An 18,351-nucleotide genomic window follows, 5' to 3' on the forward strand; every position below is an offset into this window, starting at 1 on the left:
AAAGGAAAAATCAAATGACATGACGAAAAGAATAATATGCATCTTTCAAACACTTATTGTTTTATGCCTAACGGTTACTTTTTCTTTTGCTCAAAAGAATGATAGAAAACCCAACATCGTTTTAATTATGGCCGATGATATTGGCTTTTCAGATATTGGAGCTTATGGGAGTGAAATTGAAACCCCAAATATAGACCGTTTGGCCAATCAAGGCTTGCGGTTTACCACATTTTACAATATGGCTAAATGTGCCCAAACAAGATCCTCTTTGCTTACCGGTTTGTATAACGGCGGCAATGGAGCGGTGCATATAGCGAACCTAACAAAGGCAGCTGGATATACCAGCATTATGAGTGGGAAGGAGCACTTGGTGTCTTGGGTGCCCGACTACTGTAAAGCAGAAAATGCCTTTGATCATTCCTTTTACTTTTGGGCTACCACCGAATATTTTGTACCCCCATCGGGCGCGTTTTCAAAACCCTTTTTTTTAGAAGGGAAAAAAATTACTCCAAATGACATTGAGCATGAGATATCACCCATGTATAAAACCGATTTTATTACAGACTATGCCTTAAATTGGTTGGATGAATCATTTCAGAATGAGGACAAGCCTTTCTTTTTGTATCTCCCGTATCACGCTGCGCATTATCCGTTACAAGCCAGACCAGAGGACATTAAAAAGTATCGAGGGAAATATAAAAAGGGTTGGGATAAATTACGAAAGGAACGCTTCCGAAAAATGAAAGTCCTTGGTGTAATTTCTAAAAACACCAAGTTAAGTCCTCCAGAAAATAACCTCAATAAAAAAAGGGGGCCCCTTATTCCAGATTACACAGATTATTATACCTGGGATAGTTTAACCGATGCAAAAAAAGATTCCCTTGATTTGGAAATGGCTGTTTTTGCAGCTATTGTGGATAGAATGGATCAAAATATAGGACGTGTTTTAAATAAGCTTGAAAAAGAAGGAAAGCTGGAAAACACCTTAATCATGTTTTTAATTGATAATGGCTCCTGTCCGTTTTACACCAACAAAGTGACCGATGTTCCGCCAGGACCCGCTAACTCTTACTGGAGCTTGCGTACCACTTGGGCCAATTTGGGGAATACCCCCTATAGGCAATTTAAACAAGCGGGGCATGAAGGTGGTAGTCATACCCCCTTTATAGCCTATTGGCCCAAAAAGATTAAGCCCAATACCATCACAAATCAACCCGGCCATGTTGTAGATATGCTTCCAACCTTTTTGGATGTATTAGATTTGGATTATCCCAAAACCATAAAAGGGCATCCTACTATTCCGTTTCATGGGCAATCCCTGCTTCCGGTCTTTAAAGGGAAGAAACGAAAAGAACCTGATTACTTCATTTCTGGTATGAAAAATTATAGAATGTTTAGGAATGGCGATTTCAAAATAGTTCAAATGAATGGCGGAAAATGGGAACTGTATAATATTAAAAAAGACCCCACAGAACTTCTTAACCTTGCAGATTCAAACCCTAAAAAAGTTAAGGAATTGGCAGATTATTTTACCAGCACACCATTAGGAACCGATACAAAAAAATAAAAAGATATGAGACTTAGAATTTCACTGTTATTTGGTTTGTCAATACTAATTTTGACTAATATATCAGCTCAAAGTTATGATTTTGATGTTACAAAAACTGAAGAACTTAGGGTTAGGGATGGAATGCCAAACTTCTTTAAAAAGCTAAAAGCGGGAGACCCTGTTAAGGTGGGGTACCTTGGAGGAAGTATCACCAATGGTGGTTTATGGAGAGCGAAGTCTTTGGAATGGCTTCAAAGTGAATATCCAAAAGCAAACATCACCCAGATTAATGCGGCTATTGGTGGTAAGGGACCAGATTACGGCACCTGTAGAATAAAAGAGCATCTATTGGTTCATAATCCCGATATGATTTTTATAGAATTTAGGGTTAACAACGGAAGTGCATTTCAAGGACGTGCCCTGGAAGGGATGATACCACAAATTTGGGAGCATAACCCCAATATTGAAATCTGTATGGTTTACACCATTGCCCATTGGATGAAAGAAGAAATTGCCAGGGGAGATCAAACAAGTGCTGGGGTATTTATGGAACCCGTAGCTAATCATTACGGGATTACGTCTATTGAATTTGGATTGGAAGTGATGAAGCTCTTAAAAGAAGATAAATTGGTGTTTAAAAAAGGAGATGGTCCTTCAGATGGAAAAATAATATTTTCCAAAGATGGTGTACATCCATTAGAAGCCGGTCATGATATTTATAGAGATGTTTTGATACGGTCCCTGAAAGCCATTGAAAATCACGGTACACCGGGACCCAATAAAATACCAAAACCACTTAAAAAACATATTTTCTCAAATGCTTCTTTGGCTCCAGTTTCAAAAGCTGAGTTTAGTTCAAATTGGCATAAATCCGATTTAGGAAATGAAAAAAGCATCAACGATGATTTAACAGATAGAAATGGTGGCATAAAATCGGTTTTTGGCGAAGCCATGCAAACCTCTAAAGTGGGCGAAAGTTTTACCTTAAAATGGGACGGGTTTATGTTAGGGCTAACGTCAACACTGGCCGAAAAAGGAGCCATTCAGATTGAAGTGTTCACAGATGGCGACCCAAGTAAAATATATGATCTGAAATCAAGAACGGGTAAAACGGCCGTGAAATATATGTTTTTAGATGAAATGGAATCTGGAAGTCATACTACAAGAATTAAACTAATAAAGCTTGCTCCAGGTATTAAGCTGCAAATTGGGCAGTTTTTGATTGTAGACAACTAATCGGAAAAATGAATTATTATTTAAGCATGCAGTGATATTATTTTAAAGAAGATTTTCAGGCCCATAAATAATTTTTCAAAGCAGTTCATAATAAAGATTTTTAAAGGACTATTGTGATTACTCCTCAAAAACAATATTTTGGAGTTTCAAAAACTTTACTTTTTCTATAAAAAACATATACAAAAGACTAAAAGACCATTCATTCTATATATTTAATCATATAAGTTCATAATCAATTTAGATTTTATGCATTTTGTGGCAAATTGAAGTGATTATGAATAAAATTCTACTTGCAGTATTAGCTTTTTGTTTAGTTAGTACAAGTTTTGCCCAATCAGGTCCTCCAAAGCCGCCAGTTGGTAAACGTTGGGTGATGAATCCTGATTTTTCAGATGAGTTTAACGGAACAGAATTAGATACTACCAAATGGTTGGATCATCATCCAACTTGGAAAGGACGTGCTCCAGGTTTGTTTATGCGGTCTCAGGTTTCTGTAGCTGATGGTTATTTGCAACTCAAAGGAGAGAAAATGAAACAGGACACCATAGTTGATAATAGAACATTCAATATAAAAGGAGCGGCGGTTGTTTCTAAAAAGTCGGTGTATTTGGGTTACTATGAATGTAGAGCTAAAGCAGCAGAAACAACAATGTCTTGTACCTTTTGGTTCTCAGGTGGAGGTGGAGTTGGCCCTAAAGGATGTGATACATACCATCAGGAATGGGATATACATGAATCCATTGGTCGTGAAGGTGATTTTCAAGGCAAGTATTTTGCCAGCGGCATGCATTCTAATGCACATTATTGGTACACTAGTTGCGATAAAGAGAGACACGATTATAGAGCAGCCCAAGTGAGGTTTGAAGATAATGAGGTGTCTTCTAAAGATTTTCATGTTTATGGCGGATGGTGGCGTGATGAAATATCGGCTAGTTATTACTATGATGACCAAGAGCCAAAGCATCAAAGGTTTTATGATAAAATAACCGATAAGCCAATGGATAAACCTATGTATATGCGTTTAGTTCATGAAACATATCCATTCCCATGGATTTCATTGCCTACAGATGAAGAGTTAGCAGACGATTCAAAAAACACTTTGTATTATGATTGGGTTAGAGGCTATGAATTGATTAATGTTGATGAGTCAAATGATTCAGCTTTAGAATCTGAAATAGGATTATATAATGAAATAGTGATTTTTGATAGCCATCAAACTGATTTAAGAGCATCAAAATCATTAAAAATTCCTTTAAGTTATAAAGCAAATCAGGATAGAGAAATTATTTTAAGGTTAGTAGATGCCGATGATAAAAAGGTGAAGGAAATAAGAAAGAAGGTGCTTGCGGGATACGGTAATTTTGAATTAAACTTTAAGCTAGATGAAAAACTGGCTGCTGGAACATATAAACTAACAACGCATCTTATTCCTATAGAGGCAGATAAAAAAGAGGCTTTAGATATTAATACATTAATTATAAATATTATAGAGGAATAACATAGAAAACATTACCTAAACTTTAATCATTTAAACTTATTATGAAAATTAATTTCGAATTAAAACACTTTACTTTAATCCTATTAGCTATCAGTTTTATAGTATCCTGTTCAGAAGCAAAAAAAGATACAAAACCTGAAACAAATCGGGTTGAAGGTGCTTTTCCTTATATGTTGCCAGAGACTAAACCTAATCGTCCGTTAAGTGCAGCCTTAGAGAGGAATTATGATGCCTACATGGGGCCGCGTCAAGAAACTAATGAATTGTTCACGCAATTCAAGTATTCTAAACTTAAGGGTTTTGACTATAATGATGGTGATGGCACCATTACGAGACGTGACCCATCTAAAGTAGTATTTGCTAATGGTAAATACTATATCTGGTATACACACCGTGAGACACCTACGGCACCACTTGGAATTCCTAATGCACATTTAAGTAATGACACAATTCCGTCAGCAGATTGGGATTTGGCTGATATTTTTTATGCAACTTCAGAAGATGGATTTACTTGGGAAGAACAAGGTGTAGCGGTTCCACGAGCTGAAAAACCAAACCTTGGGCATCGTTCTGTAACAACAACCGATATTTTGGTTTGGGAAGGAAAGTATTATTTGTACTACCAAGCATTTTCAGTGGCGCCAGGTAAAAATGGAGGAGATAACTGTCCGGTAGCAGTGTCGTATGCTGATTCACCAGACGGACCATGGACGCCTTATAACAAAGATGTGATTCCTAATGGTGCCCCAGGAGAATGGGATCAATATTCTATTCATGATCCGTATCCAATTGTCCACGAAGGGAAAGTGTATTTGTATTACAAATCGGATTTTGCAAAGAGTGATACAACTAAGTTAGTCCGTATGCATGGGTTAGCTATTGCTGATAATCCTCTAGGTCCATTTGAAAAACACCCCCTTAATCCTATAATGAATTCAGGTCACGAAACAACATTGTTTCCTTTTAAAGAAGGTGTTGCGGCTTTTGCTATACGAGATGGGAATGAAATGAATACTATTCAGTATGCTAAAGATTGGGTTAATTTTGAAGTTGCCGCAAATGTAGAGTTAATGCCAGATGCTGCAGGACCTTTTATTCCTGATGCGTTTACAAATACTAAAGATGGTAGAGGAATTACTTGGGGAATATCACATTTTACGGTTCCTCATGGTAATTGGAAAAAGAATCATGCGGTATTATTGAGGTTTGATTGTGATTTAAGTTTAGATGTTGAAGATCCAAAGATGAAAAGACATCACAATACGCCTAAAATTGAAACATTGTACAGGCATGGTCTAAGTAAAGGCCAACGAGAAAGAATTGATAAAGCTAATAAAGAACTTAAAGACAATACAAAAAAGAACTAAGGAATAGCTCAGTTTTTTATAAAAGATGTTCAACCCTAAGCAAAATACAGCTTAGGGTTGTTTTTTAACCATATGTAATGTTTTTCAATTTATTTATATCCTTTAAATGTATTATAATCATTTAATTTTGAATGGGTAGGATACTGTGGTTGCCTTATTAAGTAAAACCAACCTCGTGATTTATATTTTGAATAGCAGTAGTTTTTATATGAGAATATTAAGGTTTTGTCTTTTTTTTATAGTAGTGTTTTCTTTTTTTCAATGCGATAAAGTTGAAGAAAAAGTGTTAATTCCAAAACAGTCGAACAATTTTGTTTGGATTTATAAACCAGATGGTGATTATTTTTTTGGTCCAGACACCAAGCATTTAAAAGAAGGTAAATGGTACGACCAATGGGTTCCAAATGACCATACTTTTGTTAAAGACGAAACAGGTAAATGGCATGTGTTTGGAATTACGCATCCGTTGGTTGATGTAAAACCTTTAAAAGGAAGTATTCATGAAGGGGAATATGCATCATTTCATGCGGTGTCTTCAGATACAAGTTTCAAGGAATCCTTGACAAAATATCACTATAAAGATTTGCCAAAAATATTAGCACCTAAAGATCGCCCTGGAGAGACCCTTGCCAACCACGCTCCTTATATTGTAAAAATGGATGGTTTATATCAAATGGTATACGGACATAGCCCAATACGTTTAGCTGTTTCTTCTGATTTGCATAAATGGACTCCAAAGGGTAAATTGTTTAGTGATAAAGATGGTGCAAGAGATCCCAATTTACTGTTTCATGAAGGGGTGTATTATATAGTATATTGCTCTAATAAAAGTGTTAGAATGCGTCAATCTAAGGACTTGATAAATTGGAGCGAATCTCAAACCATATTAACAACTAATAAGTTTGATCCCGAGTCTCCATCGCTTATTTTTCATAATGATTCTTTTTATCTATTCGTTTGTTCATGGGACGGAATTTGGGATGGACAAGACATTCAAGGGGCTTATCAAAATAAAACTTATGTATACAATTCAAAGAATCCTTCAAATTTTGGAACCGATGAAGAAAAAGAAATCACTACATTAAAATCTCATGCTCCAGAAATCTTTCAAGATGAAAATGGAGATTGGTATATTTCCAGTGTAGAATGGCCTTATAGAGGCGTGAGTATTGATAAACTTACATGGGAATAAAATATTAAATAAATTAAAGTTAATATAAAAAAATGAGAAGCCTAGGAGGTAATAATAAACTTAAGAAGAATTTGTTTTTTGTTATTGTATTTGGGATAACAATGTTTGCATCGTTACTTCAAGCTCAAGATGTTGAACGCTCTAGACCTTCCGATTGGGAAGGTTTAGTTTACGGAGGGCGGTTTATGGATAGATTTTTACCATTACCAGAAACTGGAAAACTTACATCAGATGTATGGGGAGCCAAAGCAGTAAAACCAAGATATATTAAGAATGGTTTAGAAGATGATATTTGGTCATACTGGGGAGGAAATATTGTTGTTGATTCCTCAGGAAAACATCATCTTTTTGTTTGCAGATGGAGAGAGGACGATCCTAAAGGTCATATGGCATGGCCTAAGTCGGAAGTAGTACATGCGGTTTCAGATAATTCAATAGGGCCTTTCAAGGTATTAAATGTAGTTGGTCCTGGGCATAATCCTGAGATTCAGCCCTTAAAGGAAGGTGGTTATTTTTTATATGTTCATAAATTCTCAGATTACTTTTATTATTATGCAGATGACCTTAACGGACCTTGGGAACGCAGAGAATTTAATTTTGATACCCGTCAAAGACAGATTGAAGACCATATGGCAAATAATACCTTTGCTAAAAGAGAAGATGGATCAATGTTAATGGTTGGTCGTGGTGGTGGTATTTGGTTGAGTAAATCGGGGCTACCTCCATTTTATAAAATATCTGCTGAGTCTGTTTACCCTCCGTACGAAGGAAAATATGAAGACCCAGTAGTTTGGAGAACCAATATTCAATATCATTTAATTGTAAATGATTGGTTGGGCCGTATTGCATATTACATGCGCTCAAAAGATGGGGTAAATTGGAAACTGGATAAAGGTGAAGCATATTTGCCTGGAATAGCCAAACATAAAAATGGAAAGAAAGAAGATTGGTATAAGTTTGAGCGAATCAAAGTTTTACAAGATAAGTATGGGCGTGCGTATCAGGCTAATTTTGCGGTGGCGGATACTATAAAAAAGCAGGATAAAGGCAGTGATAATCATAGTTCAAAAAATATTGGAATTCCATTGACAGTAGGTAGACTAATAGAATTAATTGGTAATGAAAGGATTGACAAAAGCACCTGTGAAATTAAATTATTAGTAAAGGCAGAACCGGGGTTTAATCCGCATCGAGATATAAATATAAAATCTTTAAGGTTTGGAGCTTCAGAAGAAGTTGATTTTGGTAGAGGGAGTAAAGTAATTAAAAAGGAGAAGCAAGGAGATGATTTGATTTTGACTTTTAATGGAGAAGGAAATGGGTTGACCGAAGAAAATTTCGTTGCAAAACTCTTAGGGAAAACCAGAAAAGACGATTTATTGTTCGGCTTTGCGAGATTACCATGGATTGAATATAATTTACCAGTTTTATCGGCCAAATTTCCCGAACTTACCCTAAATTCTAAAAGTCTTAAAATTGATATTGAAGTGGAAAACTTCGGGCAGTTTAATTCGAAAACTGCTGAGTTAAAAATTGAATATGAAAAGAATGGAACATGGCAAGTGTTAATTGAAGAAAGTGTGCCGCCATTGAAAGCGTATGAAAAAATAAATTTAACCTTTTGGGGGCAGAAAATTCAAGAAAGAAATAACACCGTCAACCTAAGGATTATTATAAGTCATAAAGATCAGGAGCCAGATGTTTTGGAAGGTCTTGTGACTATAAGGTAATACAATTCAAAACATGAAGTATTTATTAAAAACTTTGTTGGCTGTTTGTCTTTGTTCTTGTGTTTATAGTAATGCTCAAAAGAATAATAAGTCATCAGAGAGCGTTTCATCAAAACCCAATATTGTAATTATTTATGCAGATGATATGGGATTTGGAGATTTAAATATCCAAAATCCCCATTCAAAAATAGCAACACCTAATTTAGATGAATTAGCCTCACAAGGAATGCGTTTTTCAGATGCGCATAGTTCATCAGGTATTTGTACCCCTAGTAGGTTTGCTTTATTAACAGGGCAATACCACTGGCGTAGAGGGCATGGTATTGTTGGTGGTTTTGGCAACCCATATTTTAAAGATTCAGATATTACGCTGCCACAGATTTTAAAAGATTATGGCTATAATACGGCGGCCATTGGCAAGTGGCATTTAGGTTGGGAATGGGATATTAAGAACCCACCTTCAATAGAAGAAGAGCATTGGGGCAAGAAAATGAAAGCCTATAGTCATAGGGATATCAATTGGGAAACGCCAATAAAAGGAGGGCCCTTACAAAGAGGTTTTAATTACTATTTTGGAGATGGAACCATTAATTTTCCACCCTATTGCTGGATTGAAAATGATTTACCTATTAAAGCGCCAAATACCCATTTAGATTTAGGGGATTTACAAACCGCCGAGGGGCATTGGGAGTTTAGGCCAGGTCCCATGGTAAAAGGGTGGGATCCATATGAAGTGTTACCAACACTGTCAAAGAAAGCCCAAGAGTGGATTAGGAAACAAAAGAAAGAAGAACCGTTCTTTTTATATTTTGCCTTGCCTTCACCTCATGCGCCTATTATTCCTAACAAAGAATTCATAGGGAAATCTGAAGCAGGAGGTTTTGGGGATTTTGTTTTTCAGACAGATTATGTGGTAGGTGAAATTTTAAAATCCTTAAAAGATAATGGCTTAAGTGAAAATACCATTATCATCTTTACTTCTGACAACGGTCCCGAACGTTACGCCATAGAACGAGCCGAAAATTTCGGACATTTTAGTTCAGGAGATTTTAAAGGAGTTAAAAGAGATGTTTGGGAAGGCGGGCATCATGTGCCTTTTATTGTTTCATGGCCAAATGTTGTAGAACCTGGGTCTGTTTCCAAAGAGGTGATTTCTCAGGTAGATATTATGGCGACTCTAGCTCAAATTTGTAATATAGAACTCTCTGAGCAAGCCGCACCCGATAGTTATAATTTCTTGCCTGTTTTAGTTCAGGAGAATTACAAATCACCTTTAAGGGAAGCTACGGTGCATAATACATACAAAGACAAATGGGGGTTGAGAATGGGAGATTGGTTATACATAAATCATTCTAGTGGTGCAGGAAAACAAGATTTACCCGATAGCTATAATGCCTTAAGAGGATATAAGAAATTCAATACCGAAGGTCTCTTGTTCAATATGAAGAATGATTGGGGGCAACGTATTAATTTATTTGAGCAGTACCCTGAGAAGGTAAAGGAAATGAAAGGTCTGTTACAAAAATATAAAGATCAAGACTTTTCAGTGAAACGTGAGTAAGAGGTGCTTTTGGATAAATGTGATAGAGTCAGTCCTATATTTTAAGGTAGTGTAGTTATAATATAAGTTGAGCCATAGTTAGTTTTAATTTCACCAAAAAAGATTTAAAATATTAAAAAAATGACAAGAAAAATAATTGCTTTTTGTTTGTTAGGGCTAATGTCCTTTCAATTACAAGCGCAGCGAAAAAAGAAACCTAATGTTTTGGTTATTTATACAGATGACCATAGGTATAGTGGGGTACATGCTTTAGGAGGGCAAGCTGTTGTTACACCAGCTTTAGATAATTTAGCACATAATGGGATTACTTTTACAAATGCGTATTTGCAAGGAGCTTTTTCTGGAGCTACATGTGTTCCAAGTAGGGCTATGTTACTTACAGGAAGGAACTTGTTTCAGTTAGATGGAATAGGTAGAAACATTCCAACAGAACATACTCTAATGGGTGAAGCCTTTATGGATGGGGGATATTACGCATATCATGTTGGGAAATGGCATCAAGACCATCAGTCTTTAGCACGTTCAGCTAATTATGGAGCTAAGGTCTCAGGTACACCGGCATATTTAACAGACCAATATAGAATGCCATATAGTGATTGGGAACCAGAAGGAAAATACAAACGAGAAAATTGTTATTTGTTAGAGTTTAATGATGAGGGAGAAGTGATTAGGCGCCCGATAACAAAAGATGACAAACGTGGACCAACAGGCACTGAAAAAACAGCTCCTCATGTATCTGAAGTGTTAGCTGATGAAGCTTCAAGGTTCATATCTGATTATGATAAAAAAAAGCCATTCTTTATGTATTTGGCATTTCCAACACCACATGACCCGCGTCAAGCCCCGAAGAAATTCAAGGACATGTATCCAGAAGATGAAATAGCGCTGCTACCATCATATATGCCACAACATCCTTTTGATAATGGTCATATTGTTTTACGTGATGAACAACTGGCAGAATGGCCAAGAACCAATCAAATTGCTAAGCAACATTTATCAGATTACTACGCAATCATTTCTCATTTAGATGCGCAAATAGGAAGAGTTATTGCGGCTTTGAAAGAAACAGGGCAGTATGAGAATACTATTATAGTAATGGCAGGTGATAGTGGTTTAGCAGTAGGTAATCATGGTTTATTAGGAAAGCAAAATATATATAACGAAGATGGTATACACATTCCTCTTATCATTTCAGGAGGCTTAATTGAAGAAGCAAATAAAGGAAGGCGTGAAGGGGCCTTATGCTATAATTATGATGTTATGCCAACTATATGTGAAATGGCAGGTATTAGTACTCCAGCATCTGTGACTGGCAGTAGTTTAATGCCAGTAATTAATAATGAAAAAGAAATAGTTAGAGATTATACGTACCATGCCTATCGTCAACATCAACGTGCATACAGAAAAGGTGATTATAAGTTGATTGAATATGTTAGAGCACCAGATAAAGATAGAAAACGTGGTGATTTGGTTACAGGCTCAAAGGTAACTCAGCTGTTCAATATTGCTAAGGACCCATGGGAAACTTTCAATTTAGCCGATTTTCCGGAGTATACACAAATTGTTGCTCAACTAAGAAAAGAAATGAAAGCCAAAGCTATTGAATTAGGAGATGTGGCTGATGGTAAAAGAACCAACTTTGATTTTTGGAAATATTATAATCCTTCAAACTAGGAAATATGAAAACAATGATAATATTTAGTAAGTATAAGATTTTGTGTTTCAGTTTGGTCTTTTTATGTTTTTCTTTTATCGGATGTGTTCAAAAAGAATCTAAACAATTAGTTAAGGAAGAGCCAAAAACATATTACGAGGCTAACTGGAATTCGCTTCAGAAACATGATACACCACAATGGATGTTAGATGCCAAATTCGGTATTTATTGTCATTACGGTGCACAATCTGTGAAGCTTGACTTGGGAAATAACGATATGTCGGACCACGATGCAATCCTTCAATGGAAAGGAGAAAAATTTAATGCCAAAGAATGGGTAGATTTATTTCAAAAAGCAGGCGCTCAGTTTGCGGGCCCTGTGGCGTGGCATGTTAACGGATGCCTAAATTGGGATAGTAAAATAACCGATTGGAATACTGCACAAAAAGGTCCCAAAGTCGATATTTACGGTGAGTTAGCAAAAGAAATTTCTAAAACAGATATGAAGTTGATGGCTTCATTTCACAGTTCAACCCTTTGGGGGAGAATGAGTAAATCGAATGACGTCTATTTAGACCCTGTAGGAGATTATAAACGACGCGGTGATACTCCAGGAGTTCATACACCAGAAGGGCGGTATACACCTGAATACCTGAATGGATGGCTAGATCGAATGAAAGAAGGCTACGAGTTATATCAACCAGATATGGTGTGGGTAGATGTTGGTTTTGGTGGAACAGTTGGGCCCGAATTAAGAAAGCAGTTGGTTGATGGCAAAATTGTAGAATCTGATAGAGAACTTTATATAGACGGCATTCGTGAAGATATTCAAAAGGATTATATCAGTAGTTATTTTAACGCTGCTCTAGATTGGGGTAAAGAAGTAGAGTTTGTTTACAAAAGTTTTGATATTCCTCCAGGTGTAGCAATGCGCGATATTGAGAACGGAAATTTGGACGGTTTACAATTTGATCCATGGATGGCCGATATCAATATGCAACAGCATATTACATGGCCAACAGTTTGGTTTTACAACCCTAAAAACTACATCAAAGATGCTAATATATTGATTGATATGTTGGCAGATATCACTTCGAAAAACGGGCGAATTTTATTAAATGTACCTCCAAAAGCAGATGGTTCTTTTGCTGAAAACATAAAAGAAGAACTCTATAAAATAGGTGATTGGCTAAACCTAAATGGTGAAGCTATTTATGGAACTACTCCTTGGACGATTTATGGTGAAGGTCCTGCCTATATTAAAAATGCAGGTCATCATGGTCAAGGTAAAAATAAAGGAACTGAGATTCCAAAATACACATCTAAAGATATTCGCTACACCCAAAAAGGGAGTGATATTTATGCTATTGTTTTAGATTGGCCAGAAGAACCATTAGATATCAAAGCTCTAGGTTATAATGGTAAGTTATATCCGGGTGAAATTAAAAAGATAAGCCTATTAGGAAGTGAAGCTGAATTGGAATGGACGCAGAACACTGAAAGTTTAACCATGGTGTTCCCGAAAGAAAAACCATGTGATTTTGCTTATGTTTTGAAAGTTGAACGTAATTAAATTTTGAGATGTTTAGAAAAATAATATGGTTTTTGGTTCTTATTTTAAACTTTGGTTGTAGGACCAATAATGAAGAGAAACCTTCAGAGAGAATTAAGCAGGAAAAGTATCAACCTAATTGGTCTTCATTGAGAAAACATAATACTCCAGAGTGGTTAGATGGGTTAAAATTTGGTATTTATTGTCATTGGGGAGCAAAATCGGCTCAAATTGAAACGGGAAACAGAGAATTGACTCCAGTAGAAGCTATTGAAATTTGGAAAGGCGAAAAATTTGATGCTGAAGCTTGGGTAGACTTGTTTCAAGAAGCGGGTGCCCAGTTTGGCGGACCGGTAGCATGGCATGGAAATGGACTGTTGCATTGGGATAGCGATTTAACAGATTGGAATTCTATTAACCATGGTCCTAAAGTAGATATCTACGGAAGTTTGGCAACCGAACTTAGAAAGCGAAATATGCCTGTTATTTCTTCATTTCATACGGGTGATTTTTGGAGCCGCATGTGGGGAACCTTATCCGATAAAGATGCAACATATTTAGAACCTACTCAAGATCATTCAAAATATGGTACAATGAATAATGGTAGAGTAGGTGATCCCATTTTTGATGGGTGGTATAGCAGGATTAGTGAAGCTATTGACAAATATGAGCCTGATATGATTTGGTTTGATACTGGTTTTGGGGGAACTATAGGAGGGGAATTAAAAGGTTACGCTGAAAAAGGACGCTTATTACCTGGGGGTAATACTGATTTGGGTGGTACACCAGAAAAATATCAACAGAAATTAATTAGTTATTATTTTAATAAAGGACTTGAATGGGGTAAGGAAGTAGAAGTAATTTATAAAACCCATGATATTCCTACTGGTATAGGAATGCGGGATATTGAGAATGGAAACCTCATTGGGCTGCAATATGATCCGTGGATGGCAGATATTAATATGCAAAACCACTATGAATGGTGGGCAACATGGTTTTATAATCCAGTGAACAAGTTAAAAGATGCTGGCACTTTGATAGATATGTTGGTAGATATGACCAGTAAAAATGGACGTATGTTATTAAATGTGCCACCAAAAGCCGATGGTACATTTGCCCCAGAAGTAAAACAGGAATTATATGCCATGGGCGATTGGCTTAAAATTAATGGCGAAGCTATATACAACACCATTCCCTGGATTTATTTTGGTGAAGGCCCCACAGAAGTTACCAATCCTGGGCATCACGGACAGGGTAAAAATAAAGGAGAGCTAATTCCAAATTACACTTCCGAAGATATTCGGTTTACGCAATATGGAAAAAATCTTTATGCTATTTGCATGGAATGGCCAGAAGAAAAAATTACAATTAGGACATTAAGTTCTAAAGGAAAGTTGTTTCCTGGAGATATAAAATCCGTGAGTATGATAGGAAGCAAAGAGATCATTACATGGAAGCAGACTGAAGCAGGTATGGTGGTTCAATTTCCTAAAGAAAAACCATGTGAATTTGCTTATGTTTTGAAAGTAGAAAGACATTAGATTTTGAAAATATAGTTAAAATGAAATTGTATAAAAAAGCTTTTTTAATTATTTGTTTGAGTTTATCCGCATTAGCGATGGCTCAAAAACGTCCTAATATTCTATTTGCTATAGCTGATGATATGTCGCATGCAAGTGCCTACGGATTTAAATTTTTGAGAACCCCCAATTTAGATAAGTTGGCAGATACGGGGTTAAAATTCAATAGCATGTACACCCCAAGCAGTAAATGTGCCCCTTCTCGTGCGGTTATTTTAACAGGTCGCAATCCATGGCAATTAGAAGCAGCAGCTAATCACCAACCTACTTGGCCGGTTAAATTTAAAAGTGTTGTAGAAGTACTAACAGATAATAGCTATTTTACTGGTTTTACGGGCAAGGGGTGGAACCCTGGTATTCATCCCAAGCGGAGAAACCTAACCGGGAAAACCTATAACAAATTAGAAGTTGAGTCGGTACCGGCAAATGGTATTCACAAGTTTGATTATACCGGTAACTTCAAACAATTCATGAATGAAAAACCGGAAGATGAGCCCTTCTTTTTTTGGTATGGATGTAAAGAACCACACCGTGGTTATGAATTTAAGTCCGGTGTGAAACACGGCAAGCAATTTTCCGATTTGGACTTCTTGCCAACATTTTGGGGCGCATCAGAATCCGTTAAACATGATATTCTAGATTATGCCATTGAGGTAGAATACTTCGATCAACATTTGGGGAATATCCTTGAGTACCTCCGTGAAATAGGGGAGCTTGAAAATACCATTATAATTGTGACTTCAGATAATGCCATGCCTTTTCCGAGATTCAAAGGGCATCCGCATGAATTTGCAACAAGAGTTCCATTTGTGGTCAATTGGCCTAAAAAAATAGCTGAACCTGGAAGGGAAGTAAATGCGTTTACAAGCTTTGTTGATATTGCCCCGACACTTTTGGAAATTGCAGATATTCCACAGGGGAAATCCAATATGCAAAAAATAGAGGGAGAAAGCCTATTCGATATTTTTCAAAACAAATCTAAGAAACGAGATTATGTGCTAACAGGAAGAGAGCGTAACGATTGTGTAAGGCAGAACGGATGGGGGTATCCGGTGCGCAGTATCCATAGAGGAAATTTAGTGTATATGTATAATTTTGAACCAAATCGTTGGCCCAGTGGAGAACCAAAAACAGGTTATCGCGATACAGATTGGAGTCCAACCAAATCCGTTACCCTGGAAGAAAAACCAGGAACCTTGATTTTCGAGCTATGCTATGGCAAACGACCACAAGAAGAATTATATAATATAGCTCAAGATCCAGAGTGTCATAAGAACCTTGCGGATGAGAAAAGTTATTTAAAAAGAAAGGAAGCGCTTAAAAAGGAGCTTTTTGCAAAACTGAGGCATCAGCAAGACCCACGAATGTTTGGAAATGGCGACGTTTTTGATCAGTACGATTTAGAGAGGCGTAACAAGAGTTATCTAGAGCTTGTAGAAACTGTGAAAAGGACCGCTGAAGAAAAGAAACATAAAAAATAACGACGGTTACTTATTGTTTAAAAATATGATATGAAGAAATTAATCGCCATTGGTGTTATTTTATTTATTGGCATTCAAGCGTTTAGTCAAGAAGCCAAAAAACCATATATAAAGGATTGGTATTGGTATTATGTATAATTTGTGGTTTTTAAAAAATGTGAGTTGATGAAAATACGGATTTCGTTATTGCTATTAATGTTTGCGTTAAATAATTTGATGTCTGCGCAAACAAAAGCACGGCCAAATGTCGTACTAATTTTAACTGATGATCAAGGTATTGGCGATTTATCTTGCTACGGGAACCCTTGGTTAAAAACACCAAATTTGGATGCCTTTTATGAAGAATCGGTTAGAATGACTGACTTTCATGTGAGTCCTCTTTGTACACCTACCAGAGCAGCTATAATGACTGGTAGATATCCCATCAATAATGGGGCTTGGGCTACCTTTAAAGGACGAGATGCTTTGTCTGAAAATGCGATTACCATGGCAGATGTTTTTAAACAAAATGGTTATAAAACTGGGCTTTTTGGGAAATGGCATTTAGGAGATAACTACCCTGCAAGACCTACCGATTTTGGTTTTGATGTAGCTATTCATCATTTAGCAGGTGGTGTTGGTGAACTATCAGATTATTGGGGTAACAGTTATTTTAATGATGTGTATTATGTGAATAATGAACCCAAACAATTTAAAGGGTATTGCACTGATGTTTGGTTTGATGAAACCATGAAATTTATTGATGAAAATGAAGATGAACCATTTTTTGTGTATTTGCCAACTAATGCGCCTCATGATCCATTAATAGTAGACGAAAAATATGCCAAACCGTATAGACATTTGGAAGGGAATAAGATTATTGACGCTAATCTTTATGGTATGATTGCTAATATTGACGAAAATTTCGGGAAGTTTTATAAGTTTTTGGAGAACAAAAAATTACTCCAAAACACCATTCTAATCTTTATGAGTGATAACGGAACAAGATTTGGCTATAGTCCTGATGGAAAGCTTGGTTATAATAAAGGCTTTGAAGGTATAAAAGGTTCCAAATTGGAAGGCGGTCATATAGTGCCATTTTTTATAAGATGGCCTAACGGAAATATTCAAGGAGGGAAGGATGTTCATAATTTGGCGGCCCATGTGGATTTGTTACCAACTTTGGCAACAATGTGTAATCTTAATATGCCAAGAAGAGCTAAGTTGGATGGTATAGATTTTTCGCCAGTTTTAACTCATGTTAATGCCAACCTTTCTGAGCGTTCAGTTTTTGTGCATCATCGTCAAGATTGGAGACAGCCAGAACCTATTTTTGGATCTTGCATTATGAAAGATCAGTGGCGACTCATAAATGGAAACGAACTTTATGATATTGTTGATGACCCAAAACAAAAGAATAATTTAGTAGATGACTACCCCGAATTGGTAAAAGAACTTCTAGAGGATAATACAAAATTTATAAAGGAATCAAAAAAGAATAAGGAGTATCATGAGTTGCCAATGCATGTAATTGGTAATAAGGCTCAAAATGAAATTAAACTTACTATTCAACACGCCATAGGAGAAGATGGAGGTATTTGGAAGCCAGAGCAAGTGGCCGTGGGTATGAAAAATACCAATAATACACATGCTTTAAAAGTTGAGAAAAGTGGTGAATATCTCATTTCTTGTATGCGTTGGCCAAAAGAATGTCCTGGGCCAATTCTTGGTGTTCCAAAGAAGAACCCAAAGGATTTATATGATTATAAAACCATTAGTCCGAACAAAGTTAGAATCAGTATTGCTAATCAAATAATTGAAAAGGATATTCAGTCAAATGAGGAAGCGGTAACTTTTAAGGTAAATCTTAAAAAGGGTAAAACACTTTTGGTAACAGATTTTTTAGAAGGTAAAAAGAAATATGGCGTGTATTACACTTATGTTGAATGTTTAGAAAGCAGCAAATGAAAGC

The 18,351-nt window shown here is 36.4% G+C and carries 12 protein-coding genes; all 12 read left to right on the forward strand.

Annotated elements, in window-relative coordinates; all coding sequences use genetic code 11:
- Positions 1-19 precede the first annotated feature (19 nt).
- The 12 genes from FUA22_RS00495 (at position 20) to FUA22_RS00550 (ending at position 18,347) form a co-directional block, all read left to right on the forward strand.
- A complete protein-coding gene (locus FUA22_RS00495) occupies positions 20-1,567 on the forward strand; it encodes an arylsulfatase (RefSeq protein ID WP_147765538.1) in 1,548 nt (515 codons plus the stop codon).
- A gap of 6 nt (positions 1,568-1,573) precedes the next feature.
- Positions 1,574-2,785, forward strand: coding sequence for an SGNH/GDSL hydrolase family protein (locus FUA22_RS00500; RefSeq protein WP_147765539.1), 1,212 nt, complete (start codon positions 1,574-1,576; stop codon positions 2,783-2,785).
- Between the two features lie 274 nt (positions 2,786-3,059).
- Positions 3,060-4,283, forward strand: coding sequence for a LamG domain-containing protein (locus tag FUA22_RS00505; protein WP_147765540.1), 1,224 nt, complete (start codon positions 3,060-3,062; stop codon positions 4,281-4,283).
- 41 nt (positions 4,284-4,324) lie between these two features.
- Complete coding sequence (locus FUA22_RS00510) at positions 4,325-5,650, forward strand: glycoside hydrolase family 117 protein (protein ID WP_147765541.1); 1,326 nt, start codon at positions 4,325-4,327, stop codon at positions 5,648-5,650.
- Positions 5,651-5,933: 283 nt separating this feature from the next.
- Complete coding sequence (locus tag FUA22_RS00515) at positions 5,934-6,842, forward strand: family 43 glycosylhydrolase (protein WP_170309810.1); 909 nt, start codon at positions 5,934-5,936, stop codon at positions 6,840-6,842.
- Between the two features lie 32 nt (positions 6,843-6,874).
- Positions 6,875-8,572: a glycoside hydrolase family protein gene (locus FUA22_RS00520; RefSeq protein ID WP_147765543.1), complete on the forward strand. Its 1,698-nt coding sequence runs from the start codon at positions 6,875-6,877 to the stop codon at positions 8,570-8,572.
- 13 nt (positions 8,573-8,585) lie between these two features.
- Entirely contained in the window at positions 8,586-10,133 is a 1,548-nt protein-coding gene (locus FUA22_RS00525) for a sulfatase family protein (protein ID WP_147765544.1), read from the forward strand.
- A gap of 120 nt (positions 10,134-10,253) precedes the next feature.
- Positions 10,254-11,807: a sulfatase-like hydrolase/transferase gene (locus tag FUA22_RS00530; protein WP_147765545.1), complete on the forward strand. Its 1,554-nt coding sequence runs from the start codon at positions 10,254-10,256 to the stop codon at positions 11,805-11,807.
- 5 nt (positions 11,808-11,812) lie between these two features.
- Positions 11,813-13,360: an alpha-L-fucosidase gene (locus FUA22_RS00535; RefSeq protein ID WP_147765546.1), complete on the forward strand. Its 1,548-nt coding sequence runs from the start codon at positions 11,813-11,815 to the stop codon at positions 13,358-13,360.
- Between the two features lie 8 nt (positions 13,361-13,368).
- Positions 13,369-14,880 (forward strand): alpha-L-fucosidase, encoded by a 1,512-nt coding sequence (locus FUA22_RS00540; RefSeq protein WP_147765547.1) that lies wholly within the window; start codon positions 13,369-13,371, stop codon positions 14,878-14,880.
- Between the two features lie 56 nt (positions 14,881-14,936).
- Complete coding sequence (locus FUA22_RS00545; RefSeq protein ID WP_241664724.1) at positions 14,937-16,400, forward strand: sulfatase family protein; 1,464 nt, start codon at positions 14,937-14,939, stop codon at positions 16,398-16,400.
- A 216-nt stretch (positions 16,401-16,616) separates the two neighbouring features.
- Positions 16,617-18,347: an arylsulfatase gene (locus FUA22_RS00550; protein ID WP_241664725.1), complete on the forward strand. Its 1,731-nt coding sequence runs from the start codon at positions 16,617-16,619 to the stop codon at positions 18,345-18,347.
- The last annotated feature ends 4 nt before the right edge of the window (positions 18,348-18,351 follow it).

It is taken from the genome of Seonamhaeicola maritimus (genome assembly GCF_008056315.1).
In the GTDB taxonomy this organism is placed as follows: domain Bacteria; phylum Bacteroidota; class Bacteroidia; order Flavobacteriales; family Flavobacteriaceae; genus Seonamhaeicola; species Seonamhaeicola maritimus.

What these genes read in the sequence shown, in the direction of transcription:
- FUA22_RS00495 (WP_147765538.1), top strand. Translation starts at nt 20, where the DNA reads ATGACGAAAAGAATAATATGCATCTTTCAAACACTTATTGTTTTATGC.
- FUA22_RS00500 (WP_147765539.1), top strand. Translation starts at nt 1,574, where the DNA reads ATGAGACTTAGAATTTCACTGTTATTTGGTTTGTCAATACTAATTTTG.
- FUA22_RS00505 (WP_147765540.1), top strand. Translation starts at nt 3,060, where the DNA reads ATGAATAAAATTCTACTTGCAGTATTAGCTTTTTGTTTAGTTAGTACA.
- FUA22_RS00510 (WP_147765541.1), top strand. Translation starts at nt 4,325, where the DNA reads ATGAAAATTAATTTCGAATTAAAACACTTTACTTTAATCCTATTAGCT.
- FUA22_RS00520 (WP_147765543.1), top strand. Translation starts at nt 6,875, where the DNA reads ATGAGAAGCCTAGGAGGTAATAATAAACTTAAGAAGAATTTGTTTTTT.
- FUA22_RS00525 (WP_147765544.1), top strand. Translation starts at nt 8,586, where the DNA reads ATGAAGTATTTATTAAAAACTTTGTTGGCTGTTTGTCTTTGTTCTTGT.
- FUA22_RS00530 (WP_147765545.1), top strand. Translation starts at nt 10,254, where the DNA reads ATGACAAGAAAAATAATTGCTTTTTGTTTGTTAGGGCTAATGTCCTTT.
- FUA22_RS00535 (WP_147765546.1), top strand. Translation starts at nt 11,813, where the DNA reads ATGAAAACAATGATAATATTTAGTAAGTATAAGATTTTGTGTTTCAGT.
- FUA22_RS00540 (WP_147765547.1), top strand. Translation starts at nt 13,369, where the DNA reads ATGTTTAGAAAAATAATATGGTTTTTGGTTCTTATTTTAAACTTTGGT.
- FUA22_RS00550 (WP_241664725.1), top strand. Translation starts at nt 16,617, where the DNA reads ATGTCTGCGCAAACAAAAGCACGGCCAAATGTCGTACTAATTTTAACT.